The sequence below is a fragment of the Brachybacterium vulturis genome, assembly GCF_002407185.1.
Lineage (GTDB): Bacteria > Actinomycetota > Actinomycetes > Actinomycetales > Dermabacteraceae > Brachybacterium > Brachybacterium vulturis.
Genome location: NZ_CP023563.1, coordinates 2,212,171 through 2,233,847, shown reverse-complemented (window position 1 = coordinate 2,233,847; position 21,677 = coordinate 2,212,171). Strand labels below are relative to the sequence as shown.

The window sequence follows — 21,677 nt, the reverse complement described above, 5'->3', positions numbered from 1 at the left end:
GCGGAGCCGGTCCGGCACGGACAAACGCCACGACACAGACCGTCATGCGCGGCGCCTCCCCCGGCGGGACCGCGGTGCTAGTTTGACCGGGGGAGGTGAGATCCCATGGATGGCCTCATCGGGTTCGCCACGAGCACGACGCTCGTGGAGGTCGAGCTGCTCCTGGCCGCGTTCGTGCTGTGCTCCCTGATCGGGCTCGAACGGCAGTTCCGCCAGAAGGCGGCAGGGTTCCGCACGCACGTGCTGGTGGGCCTGGGGTCCTGCGCCTTCACCCTGGTCTCCGTCTACGGGTTCTCCGCAGTGATCGGCGACGACGTGCGCCTGGACCCCTCGCGCATCGCCGCCCAGATCGTCTCCGGCATCGGCTTCCTCGGCGCCGGCGTCATCTTCAAGGGCCGCAACGTGGTGCGCGGGCTGACCACCGCCGCCACCATCTGGGTGGCGGCCGCGGTGGGGATGGCCTGCGGGGCCGGAATGCTCTCCCTCGCCGTGATGCTCACGGCGCTGCATCTGCTGACGCTGTTCGTGATCGCCCCGCTGCTGCACCGGCTCCCTTCTCCCGACTCCAAGCGTCTGCTGCGCATCACCTACGTCGACGGCGCCGGGGTGCTGCGCGACCTGCTGGCGGTGGCGACCTCGATGGGGTTCACCAGCTCGATCGAGCACAGCCGCCGCACCGAGCAGGACGGCCTCCGGCTCGTGGTGATGGAGGTGCAGTTCCATGGCCGGCCGCCCGTGCGCGAGCTGATCCCGCCGTTCATGGAGCTCGACGGCGTGGAGCGGGTCGCCCTGCGCCGCGACGAGGACCCCGACGACGACCAGTCCTGACGGGCACGGTCGCGCCGGGGCTCAGACCCTGACGGTCGCCCGCACCCGCGCCAGGATCTGTCTCGCGGCGACGTCCGCGCCGGCCAGCAGCGGCGAGGGCACCCCCGGGGCGGCGCCGATCGCGGAGCCGGGCTGGGTGGAGGCCGCAGGGATGCCGAGCACCACCACGGAGCCGTTCACGGTGCCGTCGGCCGCGATGAGGTTGTGACCGCCGACCGCCTGCTCGGAGTGCTCGGCACGGGTGGCCTCCAGGGAGTGGGTGGGCACGCCGTCGACGGTGTGGATGCGGGCCCGGCCGGTGGCCAGCAGGGCGCGCAGCAGCGGGTCGCTGGTGCGGGGGATCCTCCCCTTGGACATGCGGGTCTCCAGCAGCACGGCGGAGGTCGCCACACGCCCGGTCAGCGGCGAGGCGGCGCGGAAGAGCCCGGTCCTCCCGTCGGCCTCGATGCTCATCTCGGGGCCGATCAGCTCGATGATCCCGGCCTCGATGAGCGCCAGGACCAGCCGGACCCGCTCGGCGGGCGGTCCGGAGGCGAGCGCCAGGGAGTCGCCGTCGAACCAGCCCAGGACATCGCGGGCGAGGGACGCTCCTGTGAAGGCGCCGCGCCCGGTCAGCCGTCCGACGCGTCGACGCAGCGCTCCCATCGCGCCGTTGACGGCGGCGCGGGGATGGTGCCAGGGATCGGCGAGCGAGCCCAGCTCGTCGGCGATCAGTCGCCGCACCAGGCGCGACCAGTCCTGCGCGGAGACGGGACGGCCGTGAGTGGGGCGGTGCAGCTCCTGGAGCGTCCAGCGCCAGCGCGGGTCGGTGATCGCCTGCGCGAGCACGGTGTCGACGTCGGCGACCGTGGCCGCGGCGTCGAGCCCGAGGAGCCAGTCGCCGTGCACCGCGGACGGCGCCAGCTCGGCGAGGGCCTCGAGATGGACGCGGGCGAACTCGCGGGCGAGCACCGGCCACACCTCGCCGGCGAAGTCCACGTCGGTGCGCTGCTCGAGTGCGTCGAACCAGGCATCGCTCGCCCAGACCGGGGCGAAGGGGCGCACCGAGCGGCCGCCCTCGGGCTTGGAGCGGTACGGGATGCCACGGCGGGAGCCGACCACGAGATGCGGCTCGCGGCCGCTGGGCAGATAGCGCAGGCGCCCGCGCGGGTCTCCCGCCACCGCCTCGAGAGTGCCGCCCCAGTCGACGACCAGCTGCCCGATGACATCGAAGAAGTTCGCGCCCAGCCCGCGCACCAGCACGGTCTCCCCCGCCGGCAGTCCGGTGTACTCCCGTTCAGCGGGCATGCCGGGGGCGGCATAGCGCAGGGAGCACCGCTCGGCGAACGCCGTCAGCGCGGCGACCTCGGCGTCCGGCTCGGACTGGACCATGCCCTGGGCGAGCACCACCGTGGGAGCGGCGAGCCGGCGCCCGTCCTCGAGGACCACCGCGGTGTCCTCTCCGTCCCGGTCGAGGTCGACGGCGCGGGCCACGATCTCGGTGACCTCGACGATGCCGCTCGCGATCGCGGCATCGAGCTGGTCACGGAAGTACACGCCCTGCAGGCGACGGGTGGGGAAGGTGGCGCCGGTCAGTGCCGCGGCCTCCTCGAGCACCCACTGCCCCGCCGGGTGGCCGCCGTCGGCGCGGACCCGTCGGGCCCAGTCCACCAGATCCGGGCCCGGTGCGGCGGGACCGCTCATCGGGGTGGAGTCGTCGGGGTGGACGGTGGTGGCGTCGGCCTGGGTGTTGTTGAGGTACTGGGCGGGCTGGTCGATGAGCCAGGTCGCGCCGGGGCCGACGGCGAGGGCGTCGATGATCGCCAGTCGCACCGGCCCGCCGCCCGCCGCGGCGGCGCGGGCGGCGGTGCGCAGCACGGTGGCCACGCCGCGCGGGCCGCCGCCGACGATGACGGCGTCGACGTGCGCAGTCTCCGGATGATCCACTCCGCTCATGTGGTCACCAGCTCCTCGAGCCGGCTGCCGGTGCGGGTGAAGCCGGCCTCGTCCACGCGAGGTCGCACCTCGACCGCGCCCTCCCGGGCGGCGACCTCGACATCGACCTCGTAGACGCCGCGCAGCGTCTCGGCCCGCAGCGCCTCGGTCGGGGTGCCGTCGGCGACGAGATGGCCGCCGTGCAGCACGATCACCTGGTCGCAGTAGCGGGCGGCATGGTTCAGGTCATGGATGGCGATGAGCGCGCTGATGCCCTCCTCGCGGGTGATCTGGCGGACCAGCTGCAGGGTCTCGATCTGGTAGCGCAGGTCGAGGGCGGAGGTGGGCTCGTCCAGCAGCAGCACCCGGGTGTCCTGAGCGAGGGCCCGGGCGATCAGCGCGCGCTGCTGCTGCCCGCCGGAGAGCTCGGACAGGGACTGCTCGGCGATCTCCACCAGGCCCATCCGCACGATCGCGTCCTCGACCTCTGCGCGGTCCCGGGCGCGGGGCGTGAGACCGAAGTGCGGGGTGCGGCCCAGCATCACGGCCTCGCGCACGGTGAGGTCGAAGGGGGCGTCCCCGGCCTGTGGCACATAGCCGACGACCTTCGCGAGCTCGCGGCGGCCCAGCCGCGCGGTCGCGCGGCCCTCGACGGTGACGGTGCCCGTCCGGGCGCGGTGCACGCCGGCGATCGCCTTGACGAGGGTGGATTTGCCGGAACCGTTGGGACCCAGCAGCGCGCAGAACGCGCCGGGGGCGACCTCGAAGGAGACCTCGTCGAGGATCCGCGTGGTCCCGTAGGAGAAGGAGAGGCTGTCGACGGTGAGGCTCACGTGAGGGTGTTCCTTCGGGTCAGGATCAGGGAGATGAACACGGGGCCGCCGATGAAGGCGACCACGATGCCGACGGGCACCACCGCAGGGGCGATGACGGTGCGGCCCACCGCGTCGGCGACCAGCAGCAGCAGGCCACCGGAGAACGCCGCGAAGGGCAGCAGATGGCGGTGATCGGCACCGATCGCGAGGCGTGCGATGTGGGGGCCGACGAGGCCGACGAACCCGATGATCCCGCAGAAGGAGACCACCACCGCGGCGAGGCCGACGGCGAGGGCGATCAGACCGACCCGCACCGGGCCCACGTTGACGCCGAAGCTGCGGGCGGCGTCGTCACCGGCGAAGGCGATGGCATTGAGGTCCTTGGAGAACAGCAGCGTCAGCGGGATCGCGATGACGGTGAGGATCCCGACGATCATCACATCGGACCACAGCGCGTCGTTCACCGAGCCGAAGGTCCAGCGGATGATCGCCTGCAGGGTGTTCTCGTTGGCGGTGAACTGGAGCGCGGAGGTGAGGGCCTCGAAGATCTGGGTCATCGCGATGCCGAGCAGCAGCAGGGTGGCCACCGCCATGCGGCGCGCGGTGGCGATGCCGAGCACCACGGCCGAGACCACGAGCGCCATGACCATGGCTCCGACGATGGTGGCCCAGGCGGGCAGCTGCTGGGTGCCGGCCAGGGTGATCACCAGTGCGGCGCCGAAGGCGGCGGCCGGGGAGACGCCGAGGGTGAACGGGCTGACCAGGGGGTTGCGCAGCAGGCCCTGCATGAGCACGCCGGAGACGGACAGCGCGGCGCCGGCGGTGAAGGCCAGCAGCACGCGCGGCAGCCGCAGCTGGGTGATCACCGCATAGGTGGAGGCGAAATCGGCGCTGATGGTGCCGCCCAGCAGGCTCACCCGCAGCGAGTGGAGCACGTCGCCCATGCCCACGCCGGCGGTGCCGATGGTCACCGCCGCCACCAGGGAGACCGCGGAGAGGACCGTTCCGGCGGCGAGGATGAGCAGCTTGCGCGTACCGCGGCGGCGCGCGGTCCGGGCGCCGCCGGTCTCAGCTGCCTCGGGCGCGGGGGCGGGACGGTCGAGGGTGGTGCTCATGCGCCGGGCCCCCGGATGTAGTCGGCCGGGTCGGACAGCGCGGTGTCCTGGAACTCGGTGACCCAGCGGGTGAGGTACGCGTCGGGATCCACACCGTCCATCTGCGCGGGATGCAGCCAGGAACCGAGGTAGAGGGCGCCGATGGACTTGCCGAGCGCACTGGTGGCCCAGCCGTTCGCGATCGCGACGTTCCCCTGGTCCAGTGCTGTCATGCCGTCCCAGCCGGGCCGGGCGGCGATGTCCGCGCGCAGGGCGTCGAAGCGGTCGACGGGCTCCGCGGAGGGCTCGAACTCGTGGAACACGAACTGCGGATCGCGCAGCACCACCTCGGCGGGATCGACGGTCAGCTCCTCCTGGGCGTCGCCTCCGGCGGCATCGTCGAAGACGTTCGCGCCGCCGGCGGCGAGGATCATCGCGTGGAAGCCGGAGCCGGGCAGGGTGGTGAGGTACGGCTCGACGGTCTCGAGGTAGACCGGGACCGGCTCGACGTCCGCGAGGCGGTCCTGGAGGATCCCGGAGATCTCGGCCTTGAAGTCGAGCACCGTCCGTGTGCTCTCCTCGAGGCCGAACACCTGGCCCAGCAGGGTGAGGGTCTCGTCCACGACGTCGGTGTCCCAGGCAGTGGCGACGATCAGCGGGATGCCGAAGGCCTCGAGCTGCTCCGCGGCCTCCTGCCAGACGGCGTTGCGCGGCATGACCACGACGTCGGGCTCGAGCCCGGCGATCGCCTCGTAGTTCAGCTGGTCCAGGCCCTCGGCGATGATCTGGTCCTCGCCGAGATCGAGGTAGGGCAGGCGGTCCAGCGAGGCCCGGTCCACGCCGACGACGCGGTCGGCGGCGCCGATGGCGCGCAGGAACTCGTTGGTGTAGCTGTTCAGGACGACGGCCTGCTGGGCGGGGCCGGGCAGGATCACCTCGCGGTCCTGGTCGTCGATGATCGTCAGCTGCTGGGCCGCCTCGGCCTGGCCCGCGACCGTGACCTCGCCGCAGGCGGCGAGACCCAGGACGGGCAGGGTGGCGAGGGCGGCGCCGAGCACGGTGCGGCGGCGGGGTGCGAAGGTCATGGGAATCCTCGGGACAGAAGGGACGGAGCAGGTCAGGAGGGGTCGATCGGGTCGCCGAGGCTGAGCATCAGTCGGTTCGCCCAGGCGAAGAAGGCGGCGGCGCACAGCAGGTCGGCGATCTCGGGGTCGGGGATGCCCAGCGCACGCAGCGGCGAGATCGGTACGGTCGACGGGCGGGGACGCGAGAGCTCGGCGGCAGCGGTGACGATCGCGGACCAGCGTGCGTCCGCTCCGGCGGCCAGCGGCGCGAGATCCGCAGCGATCCAGTCGGCATCGCGCTCGAGGACGGCGGCCAGCAGCGCATCCACCTGGCCCTCGCGCTCGGCGAAGGCGGCGGCCTTGCGGGCGTGGACGGAGGCGCAGTAGATGCAGTCGTTGACCTTGCTGGTCACGGCGGCGGCGAGCTCCCGCTCGGCCTTGGGCAGGCCGTCTCGTGGCAGGAAGATCGCGTTGTCGAGCTCGCTGCGAGCCCTGGTGATGCCGGGCGTGAGCGAGAGCATCCGGAAGTAGACGCTGCGGGTGCTCGCCTTGGAGGCGAAGGAGTCCCGCTGCTCGGGGGTGAGTGCGTCCTCGGCGGGCACCTCGATCCAGGGTTCCCACTGCAGCTGCTCGCGGGTGAAGGCCGACGGGCGGGTGCCTCCGCTCGGGGTGGTGCCGCCGTGCTGTGCGGCGCGGTCGCGGGTGCGCGGAGCGCGGACCGGGGCATCGGCCGGCGGCAGATCGAGGTCGTGGAGTGCGGCGAGGCCCGTGACCAGGCGTTGGAGGTAGCTCTCGAAGGCGACGAGCTGGCTGATGAGCACCGCGGTGCGGGGACCGTGCCCGGCTGCGGTGAGACGCTCCTGATCGGCGGGCGTGACCAGCGCCGGGGAGAGCGAGAGCAGGTCCACGTGATCCCGCAGGGCTGCCAGGCCCGGGTCCCCGGTCAGCGGGTCGGCGGCGGTCAGCGCCTCGGAGGCGCCCTGGGCCCGGTGCCAGGCGGCGAGCGGTCCGCTGCCCTGCCAGTCCGCGGTGACCGCGGCCAGCGCATGCAGCACGGGCAGCGACAGCACCTGCGGCTCCCGGTAGAGCGCGTCGTAGGCCGCGCGAGTGTGGGCCAGCACCTCGGGGCGGAGCACCTCGAGGGCGGCGCGGCCCTCGGGGGACTCGGTGAGGAGTGCATCCAGGAGCAGCTGGGAGTCAGGGGGAGCAACCAGAGAAGTCATACGTAGACCTTAGGGCCTACCAAAGCATCCATTGGCTTTGTGACAGAGTGTGGACGCTCACGTCCGCGCACGAGGAGAGGCCCGTGGTCCCCCGCGACGACGATCCCTCTCGTCATCGCAGCGGTCCACGGGCCTCTGCACGCGGTGACACCGCGGCCACGCCTCGGCTGCCGAGCCGCCTCAGCGGCCTGCACTCACCTCGGCGGCGCGACCGGAGCCGTCAGAACCAGGTCTTGCGTCCCCCGACGGCGCGGCCGAGGAAGCCCAGCACCGTCAGGACGATGCCGATCACGACGAGGAGCCCGCCGAGGGCGTAGAGGAAGGAGAGGTCGGTCAGCGCGCCGACGATCAGCAGAATGACACCGAGAATGATCATGGAGAACCTCGCTAAGCAGAGCTCGCGCCGCAGGGGGTCCTGGGCACCTAGGTGGTCACCGCTGCGCGGAGACGGGAACTGGGACCCGCGGTACCCGTGACGCAGCGCCGACCGGGAAGACCCTCCACGATACCTGAGCATCTGCTCAGAACGATGCGCACCACGGCGCGCCCTGCCCTCGCACAGTCCTCCCCGACATGGCCGTGACCAGGGGTTCCGCCGAGTGGGAAGGAGGCGTCCAGGGCTGGGCTACCGTGCGGTCCTTCCCGCGCCGGCCCGCCGGTCACCGCGAACGCCCGCCTGGGCGCGTCGTCGGTGCTAGCGTGCCGGAGTGACCGACTCGGATTCCCGCTCCCCAGCATCGTCCGCCTCCACCGCCCAGGAGGCTCGGAGCGGTGGCACGATCGGCTTCGATCGCGAGCAGTACATCGAGCTCCAGTCCCGCCACATCCAGCACCGTCGTGAGGAGATCGGGGGGAAGCTGTACCTGGAGATGGGCGGGAAGCTCTTCGACGACCACCATGCCTCCCGCGTGCTGCCCGGCTTCACCCCGGACAACAAGATCGCGATGCTGCACCGGCTCAAGGACGAGCTGGAGATCCTGGTGTGCCTGAACGCCAAGGACCTGCAGCGCCAGAAGGTCCGCGCAGATCTGGGCATCCCCTACGAGGACGACGTGCTGCGGCTGATCGACGTGTTCCGCGAGCACGACTTCCTGGTGGAGAACGTGGTGGTCACCCAGTTGGAGCCCGCCAACCATGTCGCGCACGCCTTCATCGAGCGGCTGCAGCGGCTGGGCCTGACCGTGGCGCGGCACACCGTGATCCCCGGATATCCCCAGGACACCGACCGGATCGTCTCCGAGCAGGGCTTCGGCGCGAACGAGTACACCCACACCACGCGCGACCTGATCGTGGTGACCGCGCCGGGCCCGGGCTCGGGCAAGCTCGCCACCTGCCTCTCGCAGATCTATCACGACCATCAGCGCGGGATCTCCTCCGGGTACGCGAAGTTCGAGACCTTCCCGATCTGGAACCTGCCGCTCGAGCATCCGGTGAACCTCGCCTACGAGTCCGCGACCGCGGACCTGGACGACCTCAACCTCATCGACCCGTTCCATCTGGCGGCGTACGGGCAGCAGGTCACGAGCTACAACCGCGATGTGGAGGTCTTCCCGCTGCTGCGCACGCTGCTGGAGCGCCTCACCGGGACCTCGCCCTACGCCTCCCCCACCGACATGGGCGTGAACCTGGCCGGGGACTGCATCGTCGACGACGAGGTGTGCCGGGAGGCCTCCCGGCAGGAGATCATCCGCCGCTACTACAAGGCGCTCATGCACGAGCGGATCAATGACGAGGACGACGTCGTCTCGCAGCGGATCGGGATGGTGATGTCCAAGGCGGGCTGCGCACCGACCGACCGCGCCGTGGTGCAGCCCTCCCTCGCGATCGAGGCCCGCACCGGGGAGCCGGGGGCGGCGATGCAGCTGGGAGACGGCACACTGATCTCCGGGAAGACCTCGGCGCTGCTGGGCTGCTCGGCGGCGATGCTGCTGAACGCCCTGAAGCACCTCGCCGGTCTCGAGGATTCCGTGCAGCTGCTCTCCCCCTCCTCGATCGAGCCGATCCAGACTCTGAAGACCGAGCACCTGGGCTCCCGCAACCCGCGCCTGCACACCGATGAGGTGCTGATCGCCCTGTCGGTCTCCGCCTCGAGCGACGAGAATGCCCGGCAGGCCGTGGAGCAGCTGCGCAACCTCGCCGGCTGCGATGTGCACACCACCACGATCCTCGGCACCGTCGACGAGGACATCTTCCGCAACTTGGGGATCTCCGTGACCTCCGAGCCGCGGTTCCTGCACAAAGCGCTCTACCACAAGCGCTGAGAGACCCGGAGGTCCGTCATGCGTCGCCCGCTCATCGCTCTCGCCGTCCCGCTGCTGCTGCTCGGCCTCTCCGCCTGCGGGCCGGAGGAGACTCCTGAGGAGGAGACCACGACCCCGACCACCGAGGCGGAGACCACCACGACGTCACCGCCGGTGGAGGTCTCGGACGGCGGCGGCGACCTCGGCGACGATGACGACGAGGTGGTCCAGCCGACGGAGACCACGGAGTACGTGGAGCAGGGCGAGGGCACCGACGGCGAGTAGACGTCGCTGCGGCCCCGGCCGACTCTCACCCCATCGCGTGCAGGGTCAGTGCGGCGAGGAAGCCGAGGGTCGCCAGCAGCCCCGTGTACAGGGAGTCCTTCGCGAACGCCTCGGGGATCATGGTGTCGGTGATCATGGCGAGGATCGCGCCTGCGGCCAGGGCGTTGACCACCGCGAGGGTCGCCGGGGCCGCGCCGTCGAGCAGCACGAAGCCGGCGAGCGAGGCGAGCCCTGAGGCCAGGGCGATCGCACCCCAGATCCCGAACACGTACCGCCGACTGCGACCGGCGCTCTTCCAGCCGGCGCTGCTGGAGAGCCCTTCGGGGAGGTTGGAGATGAACACGGCGGCGAACATCGGCACGCTCAGCCCGGGACCGACGAGCACGCTGAGCCCGAGCACCATGGATTCGGGGACCCCGTCCAGCAGGGCGCCGATGGCGATCGCTCCCCCGCTGCCGCTCTGCTCCTCCTCGGAGGTCTGCAGATCGCCGGAGCGCTTGCGGTGGCGGGCTCCGCGGCGGGCCAGCAGAATGTTCAGCCCCACATAGATGACGGCCCCCGCGAGGAATCCGCCCGCCGTGGAGACCAGCCCTCCCTGGTCCATGGCGTCCGAGACCAGCTCGAGGGTGAGGGCGGAGATCAGCACTCCGGCCCCGAAGGCCATGATGGCGGCGACGACTGCGGCGGGGACCTTCACGAACCAGCCGATCGCGCTGCCCAGCAGCAGGGCACCACCGGCGACCAGTCCGGCCAGCAGGGCGAGCAGCCAGGGTTCCATCTCGTCTCCTCGACCTCGACGCTGCGATGTGGTGACGACTCTAGCCCCCGCTCGCGCGGGGGTTCAGCGCAGCTCGAGCAGCGCCTGCACGGCGGCGTGGTCGGAGTGGGCACGGGAGTCCGCGCCGGCAGTGGTGATCGCGGCCTGCAGCGCGATGAGGTCCGGGGTGGTGAGGATCCAGTCGATGCGCTCGCCCTGCTCGATCGGCGGGAGGTAATCGGTGAAGGTGCCCCAGGCGGGGGTGAGGCGTTCACGGGCGGAGTCCCAGCTGTCCCGCATCGGCCCGTCGGTGACGAGGGTGGAGTAGGCGCTGGAGTCTCGCGCGGCGGCGTTGAAGTCGCCGGTGAGGATCGTGGGGCGGGAGGTGTTCGCGACCAGGTCGGCCAGGAGGTGGGCGGCGCGCTCTCTAGCGGTCTCGGACTCGTGATCGAGGTGGGTGTTCAGGACGGTCAGCTCCCGGCCGGTGACCCGGTCGCGGAGGTCCGCGCGGACCACGATCCGGGTGACGGTGTGCCCCCAGGTGACCGAGCCGATCACCTCCGGTGTGTCCGAGAGCCAGGACTGGTCCCAGGCGATCACCTCGAAGCGTCCGGGATCGTAGAGGATCACGGCGTGCTCGCCGTGGCTGCCGCCCTCTCGGCCGTACCCGAGACGGCGATGGCCGGGCAGCGCCTCCTCCAGCGCGGAGAGCTGTCCGTGCAGCGCCTCCTGGACTCCCAGCAGCGCGGGGCGCTCCCGGGCCAGCAGCTCGACGAGCAGCGGGCGGCGCTCCGGCCAGTGGTCGGGGTCGCCCGGGCGGGTGCTGCCGTCCCCGGAGCGGTCGCAGCGGATGTTCATGCTCATCACGTGCAGCTGCTCGGGTGTCGTGGGAGTCAGAGCGGGAGGTGTCGTCACAGCCGTCCTTCCAGAGAGTCCGGCGTGCCACGCCGGTCGCCTTCGATCGTCACCGGCACCACCGTAGCCCGGAGGGCCGACGGGGACTGTCGTGGCGGGCCGGGCGTCATCGCACCTCCTCCTTCCATGTGACCTGCGCGCAGCCGTGGCGTTCGGCCCACGTCGCCAGAGAGACCGTGTCCGTCGACGGCGGATAGGTCAGCTCGTCGGTGCCGGCCGGCCGGCTGACGCGGATCGAGGTCCGCACGCTCGCACTCCACGCGGGCCGGCGCCGGCCGGGGCGGTCCCCCCGGTCGCGGTCGAAGTTCAGGACTCTCGGCGCGCGCGGGAGCAGGACCACGGTGACCACCCGGGCGTGGACCTCGATCCGGTCGATCTGCTCCCACGGGATCAGGCGCCTGCGGTGGAGGATGTCGAACCACCCCAGCTCCGTCGCGCCCGCGAACGGCTGTGCCGACCGCAGGGAGGTGAAGATCCTCGGAAGGAAGACGGCCAGCCCCACCACCGGCATCCAGCCGAAGAGCACCACCAGCCACCAGGGCGCCTCCCCCGTCGCGATGCCCCAGACGAAGATGCCTCCGAAGCCGGCCAGCAGCACGCTGCCCCAGGCGTAGAAGACCGACTGCCGGAGACGCGCGAGCAGCGGGGTGGCGTCGACCCGCGGATCCGGCGACCATGCGGGCTCCAAGCCGAAGCGTCTGGTCTCCTCGAACGTCGGCGAGAAGCCCTCGGTCGACCATCGCCCGATCGCCTCCTGGGCCCCGGGTCGCCAGCGCACCCCCGGACCGAGCCCGTTCCCCGCCCCCGCCGGCAGGGAGCGGTCGACCTCCCGGTCCAGCCTCACACGACGCAGGTCCTCGAGGAGCACCTGACTGCTGCCCCTGCCGCCGTGCCCGGTGACGATCAGCCCGCCGGGGCAGATGGCCACCGTGCCCTGGCTCGTGGACCACGCCCGGCTCAGGCGGGGCAGCACGGTGGCGACGATGACGCCCACCGCGGCCGCGACACCGGAGATCGCGACGAACCGAGCGGAGTGCTCGACGCCGAGGAGGGCCCCGAAGCCCACCGTCCCCAGCACCGCAGCGACCAGGCCGACCCAGGACAGCGCCACGGCCGCGCGCCGGGGCCGCCACGCGATCAGCACGGCACCGTCCGGGCGACGGGGCGGGCGCAGATCACGCAGGAAACCGTCGAGGGTCCACACCCAGGGGAGCGCGGCGAAGAGGACGATCACCACGATGATGACCAGTGTGAGCGCCAGGTCGTCCATCTCGGGGTGCGTCGTGATGGTGCCGATCAGGCCCAGTGCTCCCAGGGAGAACCCGGCCCTCACCGGCGGCATCTGCATCAGACGCTGCGCCATGCTCGCATTCATCACACGCTCCGAATCGACCGCAGAGCGGCAGGTGGGGTCCATCGACGAAAGGTCACTGCAGCGGCCCGGGCCCGCCGTCCGCCGCCGAGCGCGCACCTCGGCCGGGAGTCATGCGGGGGCGGTCCACCCCGCGGATGACGCGCTCGGCGGATCCCGCGTCGGCGTCGATCAGGACGCTCACCCTCGGGCGAGGACCTCGTCGATCACCGTCGCGGCCTCCTCGACCTCGGCGGCGGTGGTCCTCGCACCGAGCGTGAAGCGCACGGCGGTCTGCGCGATCTCGCGCGGGATCCCCAGCGCCATGAGCACGTGGGAGGGCTCGTCGCTGCCGGCGGCGCAGGCCGAGCCGCTGGAGGAGATCACGCCCTGCTCGGCGAGGTCCAGCACGATCGACTCCCCGCTGCGGCCGGGGACGCAGAAGGAGGCATGGCCGGGCAGGCGCGTCCCGGGCCGGTCGATCTCCGCTCCGGTCAGCCGCACGCCGTCCCGCGCGGCCAGCACGCGGCGGACCAGGAGATCCCGCAGCGGCAGCAGCCGCGCCGCCGCCTCGTCCCGTTCCGCCTCAGCCAGTTCTAGGGCGGTCGCGAGCGCGACGGCGAAGGCGACGTTCTCGGTGCCGGAGCGTCGGCCCCGCTCCTGCCCGCCGCCGTGGACGAGCGGCTCCACGGGGAGCCTGCCGCGGATCATCGCCAGGCCGCTCCCCTTCGGCGCGCCGAGCTTGTGACCCGACAGCGTCAGAGCGTCCGCACCGAGGCCCCGCAGCTCGAGCCGGCCGGCGGCCTGCACGGCGTCGGTGTGCAGGAGGGCGCCGGAGGCGTGAGCGACCTCGGCGAGCGCAGGGATGTCGTGGACGGTGCCGATCTCGTTGTTGGCCAGGGCCAGGGAGACCAGGGTCGTGTCCTCCCGCAGTGCGTCCCGCAGCGTCTCGGGGCTCACGGCACCATCGGGCGCCACCTCGAGGTACGTCACGTCGAAGCCATGGACGCGGTGCAGGAAGTCGATGCTCGCCAGCACCGCCTCATGCTCGGTGCCAGCGGTGACCAGATGCTTCCCGCGCGGGGCGGCGAGTGCGAGCCCCTTGATCGCGAGATTCGCCGCCTCGGTGCCGCCGGCGGTGAAGACGATGTCGCTGCGGCGCACGCCGAGCACGGCGGCGGCACGGGCCCGGGCGTCCTCGAGCCCGGCGGCCGCCGCCTCCCCCACCGGGTGATGGCTGGAGGGGTTGCCGAAGGTGCCGGTGAGATAGGGCCAGGCGGCTTCGAGCACCTCCCGGCGGACGGGGGCGGTGGCGGCGGTGTCGAGGTAGATCATCAGCGGCGCTCAGGCGGTGACGGTCATGTCGAGGCCGAGGTCCAGGTGTCGGGCGCTATGGGTGAGGGCGCCGGAGGAGATGACATCCACCCCGGTGCGGGCGATGTCGGCGACCGTCTCCAGGGTCACGGTGCCGCTCGCCTCGACGATCGCGCGCCCGGCGATGATCTCCACGCCGCGGGCGAGGTCCGGCAGCGCGAAGTTGTCGAGCATGATCACGTCGACGCCGCCGGCCAGCACGGGCTCGATCTGCTCGATGCGGTCCACCTCCACCTCGAGCGTGGTGGTGTGGCCGAGTCGGGAGCGTGCCTGTCGGATCGCCGCGGTGAGGTCCAGACCCTGCTGCCGGAGCACGGCGAGGTGGTTGTCCTTGGCCATCACGGCGTCGGAGAGGGAGAAGCGGTGGTTGACCCCGCCGCCGCAGCGCACGGCATGGCGCTCCAGGGCGCGCAGGCCCGGGGTGGTCTTGCGGGTGTCGGTGATGGCGGCGCCGGTTCCCTCGACCGCGTCGACGACACGACGGGTGAGGGTCGCGATGCCGGTCATCCGCTGCAGCAGGTTCAGGGCCACCCGCTCGGCCTGGACCACGGCGCGGGCCGGGCCGGTCACGGTCGCCAGCACCTGGCCGGCGGTGAAGCGGTCGCCGTCGGCCCTGTGCGCGCGGACCTGCACGGCGGGGTCGGTGAGGCGGAAGGCGGCGGCGAACACCTCGATCCCCGAGAGCACGCCCGGTTCGCGGGCGGTGAGCTCGGCGGTGGCCACAGCCTCGGCGGGCAGGAACACCTCGCCGGTGAGGTCTCCCCAGGGCGCGTCCTCGACCAGCGCGGCGGAGACCACGGCCTCGATCCGGGCTGCCGGGAGCGTGGGGGCAGGGGCGGTGGTGGTCAGCATGCGTGGTCCTCCTGGACGGGGATGGCGGGGGTGTCGAGGCGGTGATGGGCACCGAGGGAGTCGGGGCGTGCTCTGGCCCGGGCCACGAGCAGGCGGGCGAGGTCGAGGAGGTTGCGGTCCTCGAGCGCGGCGACGGTGGAGAGCTCGGCAGGATCGTCTGCCTGCCAGGAGGCGAGGGCGTCGGCGGCCTCGTCCAGCTCGGCGCCGGTGCGCAGCAGCCCGGCGCGGCGCCACATCAGCTGCTGCAGGTCGCCGCGGGTCCAGCCGGCGCCGGCGGTGCGGGACGGGGAGACAGCGCGGACGCGGCCGGGGTGCGGCGCGGTGACCGGCCTCGTTCCGGTCCGGGCGACGGCTGCCGCGGCGTCCCCCGCCCGGGCACCGAACACGGCACCCTCGAGCAGGGAGTTCGAGGCCAGCCGGTTCGCTCCGTGCACCCCGGTGCGGGCGCACTCTCCGGCTGCGAGGAGACCGGGAAGCGAGGTCGTGCCGTCCAGGGCGGTGCGGATCCCACCCATCCAGTAGTGGGCGGCGGGGGTGACGGGCACCGGTGCGCGGGCCCAGTCGATCCCGCGCGCACGCAGCTCGGCGTCGATGCTCGGAAAGCGCCGCCGCAGCCGCGCTCCCCCGATCGCGGTGGCGTCCAGCAGCACCGGGCGACCGGCCTGTGCCCGCATCACCCGGGCGATGGCGCGGGCGACGACGTCGCGCGGTGCGAGCTCGGCGCGCGGGTCGAGGGCGGGCAGGAAGCGCTGGCCCCGCTCATCACGCAGCGTCGCGCCCTCGCCGCGCACCGCCTCCGAGATCAGGAAGCTGCCCGGACCGGCGAGCGCGGTGGGGTGGAACTGGAAGAACTCCAGGTCCTCGAGCTCGGCTCCTGCCCGCCAGGCGGCGGCGATCCCGTCCCCGGTGGCGACGGCGGGGTTCGTGGTGTGGGCGAAGAGCTGACCGGCACCGCCGGTGGCCAGGACGGCCACCGCGGCGCGGTGCACGAGCCGGGTCCCGTCGGCCCCGAGCAGCTCGGCCCCGACGACCCGGCCGGTCTCGAGCAGCAGATCCACCAGGGTCGTGTGCTCTCGCACGACGAGGCTCCCGGGCCCGGCGACCGAGCACGCCTCACGCGCCACTGCCCGCACCAGCGCCTCCTGGATGGCGCGCCCGGTCGCATCGCCGCCGGCGTGGAGGATGCGCGCACGGCCGTGGGCACCCTCCAGCCCCAGCGCGTACGGCGAGGCGCCCGCCCCCGAGCCGGCAGTGCTCGCCTCCCGGTCGAAGCGGACTCCGTGGCCGATGAGCTCGTCGATCGCCTCCGGCCCCTCCTGGCAGAGCACCCGCACCGCCTCCGCCGCGCAGAGCCCGGCCCCGGCCTCGCTCGTATCCCGGGCGTGCTGGGCGGGGGTGTCCCCGGGGCCCACCGCGCCGGCGATCCCGCCCTGCGCGCAGGCCGTGGCGCCGTCGCCGAGCGCGCCCTTGGTCACCAGCATCACGTGGGCGGTGCGGGAGGCGCGCAGCGCGGCCGTCAGCCCCGCGATGCCGGAGCCGACCACCAGCACCTGCGCGCCGGCGCCGCGTACCTCGCGTCCGGTCATGCTCAGCGCTCCGTGGTGGTGCGGGCCGGGGCGGGCTTCGCGCTGAGCATCCGTTCCAGGGCGAGCCGAGCGGGCTCGGCGACGTCCTGGCCCACGGTGATGCGGTTGACGACCTCGCCGGCCAGCAGGGACTCGAGCACCCAGGCCAGGTAGCCGGGGTGGATGCGGTACATGGTCGAGCAGGGGCACACCACCGGGTCGAGGCAGAAGATCGTGTGCTGCGGGTGCGCCGCGGCGAGGCGCTGGACCAGGTTGATCTCGGTGCCGATCGCGAAGGTCGTCGGCTCCTCGGCCCCCTCGATCGCGCGGCGGATGACGTCGGTCGAGCCGGACTCGTCGGCCGCGTCGACCACGGGCATGGGGCACTCGGGGTGCACGATCACGCGCACGCCGGGGTGCTCGGCGCGGGCCTTGTCGATCTGGGCGGTGGTGAAGCGCTTGTGCACGGAGCAGAAGCCGTGCCACAGCACCACCTTCGCCTCCAGCAGGCCCTGGGCGTCGTTGCCGCCCAGCGGTCGGCGCGGGTTCCACATCGGCATCTGCTCCAGCCCGATGCCCATCGCCTTGGCGGTGTTGCGCCCGAGATGCTGGTCGGGGAAGAAGAGCACCCGTCGGCCCCGCGCGAAGGCCCAGTGAAGGACGGTGGTCGCATTGGAGGAGGTGCACACGATGCCCCCGTGCCGGCCCACGAACCCCTTGAGCGCGGCCGAGGAGTTCATGTACGTGACCGGGATGATCGGCATCAGCCCGTCGGCGTCCTCGCTCTCGCCGCCGTAGACCTCCATCAGCTGCTCCCAGGCCTCCTCGACCTGGTCGATATCGGCCATGTCCGCCATCGAGCAGCCCGCCGCCAGGTTGGGCAGGATCACGGCCTGCTCGGGACCGGAGAGCAGGTCTGCGGTCTCGGCCATGAAGTGCACGCCGCAGAAGATGATCGCCTCCGCCTCGGTGCGGGCCTTCGCGGCGGTGGCGAGCTGGAAGGAGTCGCCCACGTAGTCGGCATACCGGATGACCTCGTCGCGCTGGTAGTAGTGGCCCAGCACGAGTGCGCGGTCCCCGAGCGCGGCCTTCGCGGCGAGGATCCTGCGGTCCAGCTCCTCGGCGCTCGCGTCGCGATACTCCTGGGGGATCTCGCCCTGGGCCGGGGCGCCGGCGGGGATCGGGTCCGCCATCGAGGCGCCGGGGCCGTAGCCGGGATCGGTCGCATCGACGTCCCAGGGGGCGTCCAGCAGGCGGGTCGAGCAGCCGGCGTCCGCGGCGCCGCGGGTGCTGAGGTCGCGCAGGGTCAGGTCGACGGAGGCGCTGGTCATGGGATCTCCTGAGGGTCGGGGCTGAGGTCAGCGTTCGGTGAGCGGGCCGTTGTCGGACAGCTGGATCGAGCGATCGTGCCGGTACAGACGAGCGGGACGGTGCCGGCCTCCGGTGCGATAGGCGTCGGTGGCCACGAGCCGTCCCGAGGTCTCGATCTGTCGGCGGAAGTTCGAGGGTTCGAGGGAGCGCTGGAGCACCGCTTCATGGACCCCGCGCAGCTCGGCGAGGGTGAAGCTCTCGCCGAGGAAGGCGGCGGCGATGCGGGAGTACTCGACCTTGTTGCGCAGTCGCCACAGCGCGTACTCGACGATCAGCGAATGGTCGAAGGCGAGCTCGGGCAGCTCGTCGGCGACGAACCACTGGACGTTCACCCCGACGGCGCCGGCATCGGCCTCCTCCGGCCGCACCAGCGCCCAGTAGACGACCGAGACGGTGCGCTCGGCCGTGGTCGGCGCCCGGTCCGTCCCGCCGAAGGCGTAGAGCTGCTCGAGGTATCGCGGGCTCAGCCGGGTGGTCTCCTGCAGCGTCCGGGCGGCCGAGGTCGCCAGTCCCTCCTCCGCGCCGAGCGGTCCCCCGGGCAGCGCCCATCGTCCCTGGTGCGGCTGTCGGATACGGCGCACCAGGGGCACCCAGAGCACCGGCAGGCGGGTCCTGGGGTGGGGGCGCAGGGCGAAGATGACGGTCGAGACCGCCAGGGAGAGCGAGCCATCCATCACAACACCTCCTGTTAAGGTCACGGGGACCTTTACTCGTGACGAGGAGGTTAGTTTCCTCTCGACCAGAAGGGCGGGCTGCGCCTGCGCGATGTGAGCGGGGTCACCGCTCCGGTGACACTAACTCCTCGCCCGAGAGGCGCCCTGCGCCCCCTGCTTACTCGGTGGGCGCGCCGATGAGGCCGCCCCGATGAAGGCTGCCGTCGACCTCAGTTCCGCAGCACGAGGGCCCGCCCCTGCTTCTCCACCTCGAGGACCAGGGCGAAGGCCCCGGACTCCGGGGGATACTCCAGCCGGCGCGGACCGATCGCGCGGAACAGCGGACCGGCGCTGCGCAGCTGCACGGGCGAGCGGCCCTGCAGCCTCTCGAGGCGATGGTTCATCCGGTTGCCGAGGTCGCGATCGATGAGAGGAGGCGCGTCCGCGCGGAGGGTCACCAGGGTGTGCTGATCCCGCACCTCGATCGACTCGATGTCCTCCCAGGCCACCAGCCCCTGGCCGTGCAGATGATCGACCCATCCTGCCGGGCTCACCTCCGCCGGGCCCTTGCCGTCGGTGCGCAGGGTGCGCAGCAGGCGCGGGGCGAGGATCGCGACGCCGAGCAGCGGCGCCCAGCCGAGCACGAGCAGGATCCACCACGACGCCTCGTCCACCACGACCGCCCAGATCAGCGCTCCGGCCAAGAGCGCGCATGCGAGCGTCGCCCAGCTCTGGAAGGCGATCAGTCCCCAGCGGTCCCCCCGGGAGGACGTCACCGTCGACGGGTCGGAGGACCACCGGGGCTCGAGGTGGAGGGCGCGCATCTCCTCGGCGGTCGGGTCGAAGCCCTCGTCGGCCCAGCGTGCGACGGCCGCACACGCACCCGGTCGCCAACGCACGCGACCGCCGAGATCCTCGGCCAATGCTGTCGGCAGCGACTGAGCGGCCGACGACGACGGCAGGACCGTTCCGAGCTGCGGCCACGGGATGGTCCTGTGCTGGTCACCGCGATCAGGGACGAGCCGGAGCCCATCGGGGGAGACCGCCACCAGCCCGGCGCCGTCGGCGTACCAGCGGCTGAGCCGCGGCAGCAGCGAGGCGACCGGCAGGGACACTCCGAAGGAGAGCGTGCAGAGGACGAGGGCGACGTCGTTCACCTCGGTCGCTGCCAGCGGGACGAAGGTCAGTCCGGCGAGGATCACCACCCCCAGCGCGGTCCAGGACAGCACCCGTGCCAGCCGTCGCGGCCGGTGCGCGACCACCACCGCATCATGCAGCGGCCGCGGCTCGCGCACATCGCGCACGAAACCGGACAGGGTGGCCGCCCAGATGACGAGGCCGAGCAGCAGCACGACCACGACGGTCCCGATCCGTGCCGCGAGCCCCAGCTCGCTGTCGACGAAGGGCACGGCGGTGACCAGGATCAGGAACAGCACGGCGAAGAATCCCCGCACCGGGGGCAGGGACAGGAAGAACCTCGCGGTGTGCGGGCTCATCGCCGTCCCGGAGCTGCCCGGAGGGCACCGGGTGCCGGGCGGTCGCAGCGCATGACGTCACCCTAGGCCATCCGGGACCGCTGACGATCCGGCGAGCCCACCGGTGCCCGGGTGCCTGCACCACCACTGCTCCCCCTGCCGGGACGACTCGATACCCTGGCATCACCAGCGATGAGGCGAAGCGCAAGGAGCCGTCATGCCGATCACCCACCCCGACTCCCCCGGCTTCGCCTCCGCGGCCGAGCAGACTGTCTGGGAGCACCTGAGCGCCCAGCTGCCGGAGGACGCAGTGCTGATCGCCGGCCAGCGCGTCACCCGGGACGGCGCGGATGTCGAGGCGGACCTGCTGGTGCTGTGGCCGGGGATCGGGATGGCGGTGATCGAGGTCAAGGGCGGGCGGGTGTCCCTGCGTGAGGGCCGCTGGTACCAGGCCGACCGTTCCGGCGAGCGCGAGCTGAAGAAGTCCCCGATCGCGCAGGCGCAGACGGCGAAGCACCACCTGATCGCCTACCTCAACAACGCTGCCTCGACGCCCATCGGCCGCGCCGTGCACCTGGTGGTGCTGCCCTATACCGAGCTCCCGGAGACGTGGGACCCGCCGGAGGCCCCTCGGGCGATCACGCTGGACTCGACCGACCTGCCGCATCTGACCGACAGGATCGTGCACGCCCTGAACGCGCAGACCCGTCTCGGGTACGCACCGCTGGACGCCCTGCAGTGCGCCTACGCGGTGAAGCTCCTGCGGCGCACCCATCGCGCGATCGAGAACCATCAGCTGCTGGCCCGGGAGATCGCGGACGAGGGCAATGCTCTGACCCGCGAGCAGGAGCGGGCGATGGCCCTGCTGCGCTTCCAGGACCGGGCGCAGATCATCGGTGGCGCCGGTTCCGGCAAGACGCACCTGGCGATGATCAAGGCCCGGAACCTGACCCGTCGGGGCGCCCGTACCGCGCTGCTGTGCTATTCCCGCGGCCTCGCCCGCCATTTCCAGCTGCTGACCTCGACCTGGCCCGTCGAGGAGCGGCCCGCCTACGTGGGACTGTTCCACGACCTGCCGGTGCTGTGGGGTGCCGGGACCGAGGCGGACTTCGGTGGCACCGCCGTGACCTACTACGAGGAGCACCTGCCGCGCCGCCTCGCCGAGCTCGCCGCCGTCCAGGACCCGAGCGAGCTGTTCGACGCGATCGTGGTGGACGAGGCACAGGATTTCGCGGACATCTGGTGGGACGCTCTGCAGCCCTGCCTGCGCGATCCCGAGCGGGGAGTGCTGTTCGTGTTCACCGACGAGCATCAGACGGTGTTCGACCGCGAGGGCCGCGCCCCGATCACCCTGAACCCGTTCCCGCTGGACGACAACCTGCGCAGCACCCGGACCATCGCTCGGACCTTCGCGCCGCTCACTCCCCTCGAGCAGAACGCCCGGATGGAGAAGGGCACCCCGGTGCGGTACGTCGCGAGCACGGCCCCGGAGGCGGTCGCCGCCGCCGACGACGTGGTCGAGACGCTCATGGACGAGGGCTGGGCACCCGGGGACATCGCCCTGCTCACCACCCGCAGCCGCCACCCCGAGCAGAAGGAGCGCATCGAGCACTTCGGGTACGACGGGTACTGGGACGAGTTCTTCGCGGCGACCGACGTGTTCTACGGGCACGTGCTGAACTTCAAGGGCCTCGAGCGGCCCGTCGTGGTGCTCGCCGTCAACGGCTTCGGCTCCGCCGAGCGCGCCCCGCAGCTGCTCTACGTGGGCCTCTCCCGCGCACGATCGCTGCTGGTGGTGGTCGGCGACGGCGCCGAGATCTGGGACGCCGGTGGCGGTGTGGTGTGGGAGCGCATCAGCGGAGGGTGACCGCGCCCGATCCGGATGACAACAGGTGGACACC

The 21,677-nt window shown here is 72.3% G+C and carries 20 protein-coding genes; 4 read left to right on the top strand and 16 right to left on the bottom strand.

Features of this window, described 5'->3' with window-relative positions:
* Positions 1 to 105: 105 nt before the first annotated feature.
* A complete protein-coding gene (locus CFK38_RS10025; RefSeq protein WP_096802941.1) occupies positions 106 to 828 on the top strand; it encodes an MgtC/SapB family protein in 723 nt (240 codons plus the stop codon).
* Between the two features lie 21 nt (positions 829 to 849).
* Here CFK38_RS10025 and CFK38_RS10020 read toward each other — a convergent pair whose 3' ends face one another.
* The 6 genes from CFK38_RS10020 to CFK38_RS17295 all read right to left on the bottom strand — a co-directional run bounded on the left by CFK38_RS10020 (position 850) and on the right by CFK38_RS17295 (position 7,314).
* Positions 850 to 2,763 (bottom strand): FAD/NAD(P)-binding protein, encoded by a 1,914-nt coding sequence (locus CFK38_RS10020; protein WP_096802940.1) that lies wholly within the window; start codon positions 2,761 to 2,763, stop codon positions 850 to 852.
* The gene (locus tag CFK38_RS10015; RefSeq protein ID WP_096802939.1) at positions 2,760 to 3,575 is read right to left on the bottom strand and encodes an ABC transporter ATP-binding protein; all 816 of its coding nucleotides are present in this window, start codon (positions 3,573 to 3,575) and stop codon (positions 2,760 to 2,762) included. Before CFK38_RS10015 ends, CFK38_RS10020 begins: the two co-directional genes overlap by 4 nt.
* Positions 3,572 to 4,672, bottom strand: a complete 1,101-nt coding sequence (locus CFK38_RS10010; protein ID WP_096802938.1) for a FecCD family ABC transporter permease — start codon at positions 4,670 to 4,672, stop codon at positions 3,572 to 3,574. Before CFK38_RS10010 ends, CFK38_RS10015 begins: the two co-directional genes overlap by 4 nt.
* Positions 4,669 to 5,736, bottom strand: a complete 1,068-nt coding sequence (locus tag CFK38_RS10005; protein ID WP_096802937.1) for an ABC transporter substrate-binding protein — start codon at positions 5,734 to 5,736, stop codon at positions 4,669 to 4,671. Before CFK38_RS10005 ends, CFK38_RS10010 begins: the two co-directional genes overlap by 4 nt.
* Before the next feature lie 32 nt (positions 5,737 to 5,768).
* Positions 5,769 to 6,938, bottom strand: a complete 1,170-nt coding sequence (locus CFK38_RS10000; RefSeq protein WP_096802936.1) for a peroxidase-related enzyme — start codon at positions 6,936 to 6,938, stop codon at positions 5,769 to 5,771.
* 220 nt (positions 6,939 to 7,158) lie between these two features.
* Entirely contained in the window at positions 7,159 to 7,314 is a 156-nt protein-coding gene (locus CFK38_RS17295; protein ID WP_089063947.1) for a hypothetical protein, read from the bottom strand.
* 331 nt (positions 7,315 to 7,645) lie between these two features.
* Between CFK38_RS17295 and CFK38_RS09990 the strand changes: the two genes are divergently transcribed.
* Both CFK38_RS09990 and CFK38_RS09985 read left to right on the top strand, forming a co-directional pair.
* Positions 7,646 to 9,199 carry a DUF1846 domain-containing protein gene (locus CFK38_RS09990; protein ID WP_096802935.1) on the top strand — a complete coding sequence of 518 codons (1,554 nt, stop codon included), beginning with the start codon at positions 7,646 to 7,648 and terminating at the stop codon, positions 9,197 to 9,199.
* 18 nt (positions 9,200 to 9,217) lie between these two features.
* Positions 9,218 to 9,463: a hypothetical protein gene (locus CFK38_RS09985; protein ID WP_096802934.1), complete on the top strand. Its 246-nt coding sequence runs from the start codon at positions 9,218 to 9,220 to the stop codon at positions 9,461 to 9,463.
* Between the two features lie 25 nt (positions 9,464 to 9,488).
* Here the strand turns inward: CFK38_RS09985 and CFK38_RS09980 are convergent, their stop codons facing one another.
* The 10 genes from CFK38_RS09980 to CFK38_RS09940 form a co-directional block, all read right to left on the bottom strand.
* Entirely contained in the window at positions 9,489 to 10,241 is a 753-nt protein-coding gene (locus tag CFK38_RS09980; protein WP_096802933.1) for a ZIP family metal transporter, read from the bottom strand.
* A gap of 63 nt (positions 10,242 to 10,304) precedes the next feature.
* Positions 10,305 to 11,135 carry an endonuclease/exonuclease/phosphatase family protein gene (locus tag CFK38_RS09975; RefSeq protein WP_245850977.1) on the bottom strand — a complete coding sequence of 277 codons (831 nt, stop codon included), beginning with the start codon at positions 11,133 to 11,135 and terminating at the stop codon, positions 10,305 to 10,307.
* 106 nt (positions 11,136 to 11,241) lie between these two features.
* Positions 11,242 to 12,510: a hypothetical protein gene (locus CFK38_RS09970; RefSeq protein ID WP_096802932.1), complete on the bottom strand. Its 1,269-nt coding sequence runs from the start codon at positions 12,508 to 12,510 to the stop codon at positions 11,242 to 11,244.
* Positions 12,511 to 12,562: 52 nt separating this feature from the next.
* The gene (locus CFK38_RS17780) at positions 12,563 to 12,691 is read right to left on the bottom strand and encodes a hypothetical protein (RefSeq protein WP_275542274.1); all 129 of its coding nucleotides are present in this window, start codon (positions 12,689 to 12,691) and stop codon (positions 12,563 to 12,565) included.
* Positions 12,688 to 13,821: a cysteine desulfurase family protein gene (locus CFK38_RS09965; protein ID WP_096802931.1), complete on the bottom strand. Its 1,134-nt coding sequence runs from the start codon at positions 13,819 to 13,821 to the stop codon at positions 12,688 to 12,690. The genes CFK38_RS17780 and CFK38_RS09965 overlap by 4 nt, the downstream gene beginning before the upstream one ends.
* 9 nt (positions 13,822 to 13,830) lie before the next feature.
* Complete coding sequence (gene nadC, locus CFK38_RS09960; RefSeq protein WP_096802930.1) at positions 13,831 to 14,712, bottom strand: carboxylating nicotinate-nucleotide diphosphorylase; 882 nt, start codon at positions 14,710 to 14,712, stop codon at positions 13,831 to 13,833.
* Entirely contained in the window at positions 14,706 to 16,298 is a 1,593-nt protein-coding gene (gene nadB, locus CFK38_RS09955; protein WP_096802929.1) for an L-aspartate oxidase, read from the bottom strand. Before nadB ends, nadC begins: the two co-directional genes overlap by 7 nt.
* Before the next feature lie 2 nt (positions 16,299 to 16,300).
* A complete protein-coding gene (gene nadA, locus CFK38_RS09950; RefSeq protein ID WP_096802928.1) occupies positions 16,301 to 17,608 on the bottom strand; it encodes a quinolinate synthase NadA in 1,308 nt (435 codons plus the stop codon).
* Positions 17,609 to 17,635: 27 nt separating this feature from the next.
* The gene (locus CFK38_RS09945) at positions 17,636 to 18,322 is read right to left on the bottom strand and encodes an NUDIX hydrolase (RefSeq protein ID WP_096802927.1); all 687 of its coding nucleotides are present in this window, start codon (positions 18,320 to 18,322) and stop codon (positions 17,636 to 17,638) included.
* Between the two features lie 209 nt (positions 18,323 to 18,531).
* Positions 18,532 to 19,797: a hypothetical protein gene (locus tag CFK38_RS09940; protein ID WP_096802926.1), complete on the bottom strand. Its 1,266-nt coding sequence runs from the start codon at positions 19,795 to 19,797 to the stop codon at positions 18,532 to 18,534.
* A gap of 196 nt (positions 19,798 to 19,993) precedes the next feature.
* On the opposite strand from CFK38_RS09940, the gene CFK38_RS09935 reads away from it, so the two are divergent.
* Positions 19,994 to 21,643, top strand: a complete 1,650-nt coding sequence (locus tag CFK38_RS09935) for an NERD domain-containing protein (protein ID WP_096802925.1) — start codon at positions 19,994 to 19,996, stop codon at positions 21,641 to 21,643.
* Positions 21,644 to 21,677: the final 34 nt, after the last annotated feature.

Coding starts and splice junctions, on each gene's coding strand:
- CFK38_RS10025 (WP_096802941.1), top strand. CDS start 106: ATGGATGGCCTCATCGGGTTCGCCACGAGCACGACGCTCGTGGAGGTC.
- CFK38_RS10020 (WP_096802940.1), bottom strand. CDS start 2,763: ATGAGCGGAGTGGATCATCCGGAGACTGCGCACGTCGACGCCGTCATC.
- CFK38_RS10010 (WP_096802938.1), bottom strand. CDS start 4,672: ATGAGCACCACCCTCGACCGTCCCGCCCCCGCGCCCGAGGCAGCTGAG.
- CFK38_RS10005 (WP_096802937.1), bottom strand. CDS start 5,736: ATGACCTTCGCACCCCGCCGCCGCACCGTGCTCGGCGCCGCCCTCGCC.
- CFK38_RS10000 (WP_096802936.1), bottom strand. CDS start 6,938: ATGACTTCTCTGGTTGCTCCCCCTGACTCCCAGCTGCTCCTGGATGCA.
- CFK38_RS17295 (WP_089063947.1), bottom strand. CDS start 7,314: ATGATCATTCTCGGTGTCATTCTGCTGATCGTCGGCGCGCTGACCGAC.
- CFK38_RS09985 (WP_096802934.1), top strand. CDS start 9,218: ATGCGTCGCCCGCTCATCGCTCTCGCCGTCCCGCTGCTGCTGCTCGGC.
- CFK38_RS09980 (WP_096802933.1), bottom strand. CDS start 10,241: ATGGAACCCTGGCTGCTCGCCCTGCTGGCCGGACTGGTCGCCGGTGGT.
- CFK38_RS09970 (WP_096802932.1), bottom strand. CDS start 12,510: ATGAATGCGAGCATGGCGCAGCGTCTGATGCAGATGCCGCCGGTGAGG.
- CFK38_RS09965 (WP_096802931.1), bottom strand. CDS start 13,821: ATGATCTACCTCGACACCGCCGCCACCGCCCCCGTCCGCCGGGAGGTG.
- nadC (WP_096802930.1), bottom strand. CDS start 14,712: ATGCTGACCACCACCGCCCCTGCCCCCACGCTCCCGGCAGCCCGGATC.
- nadB (WP_096802929.1), bottom strand. CDS start 16,298: ATGACCGGACGCGAGGTACGCGGCGCCGGCGCGCAGGTGCTGGTGGTC.
- nadA (WP_096802928.1), bottom strand. CDS start 17,608: ATGACCAGCGCCTCCGTCGACCTGACCCTGCGCGACCTCAGCACCCGC.
- CFK38_RS09945 (WP_096802927.1), bottom strand. CDS start 18,322: ATGGATGGCTCGCTCTCCCTGGCGGTCTCGACCGTCATCTTCGCCCTG.
- CFK38_RS09940 (WP_096802926.1), bottom strand. CDS start 19,797: ATGAGCCCGCACACCGCGAGGTTCTTCCTGTCCCTGCCCCCGGTGCGG.
- CFK38_RS09935 (WP_096802925.1), top strand. CDS start 19,994: ATGCCGATCACCCACCCCGACTCCCCCGGCTTCGCCTCCGCGGCCGAG.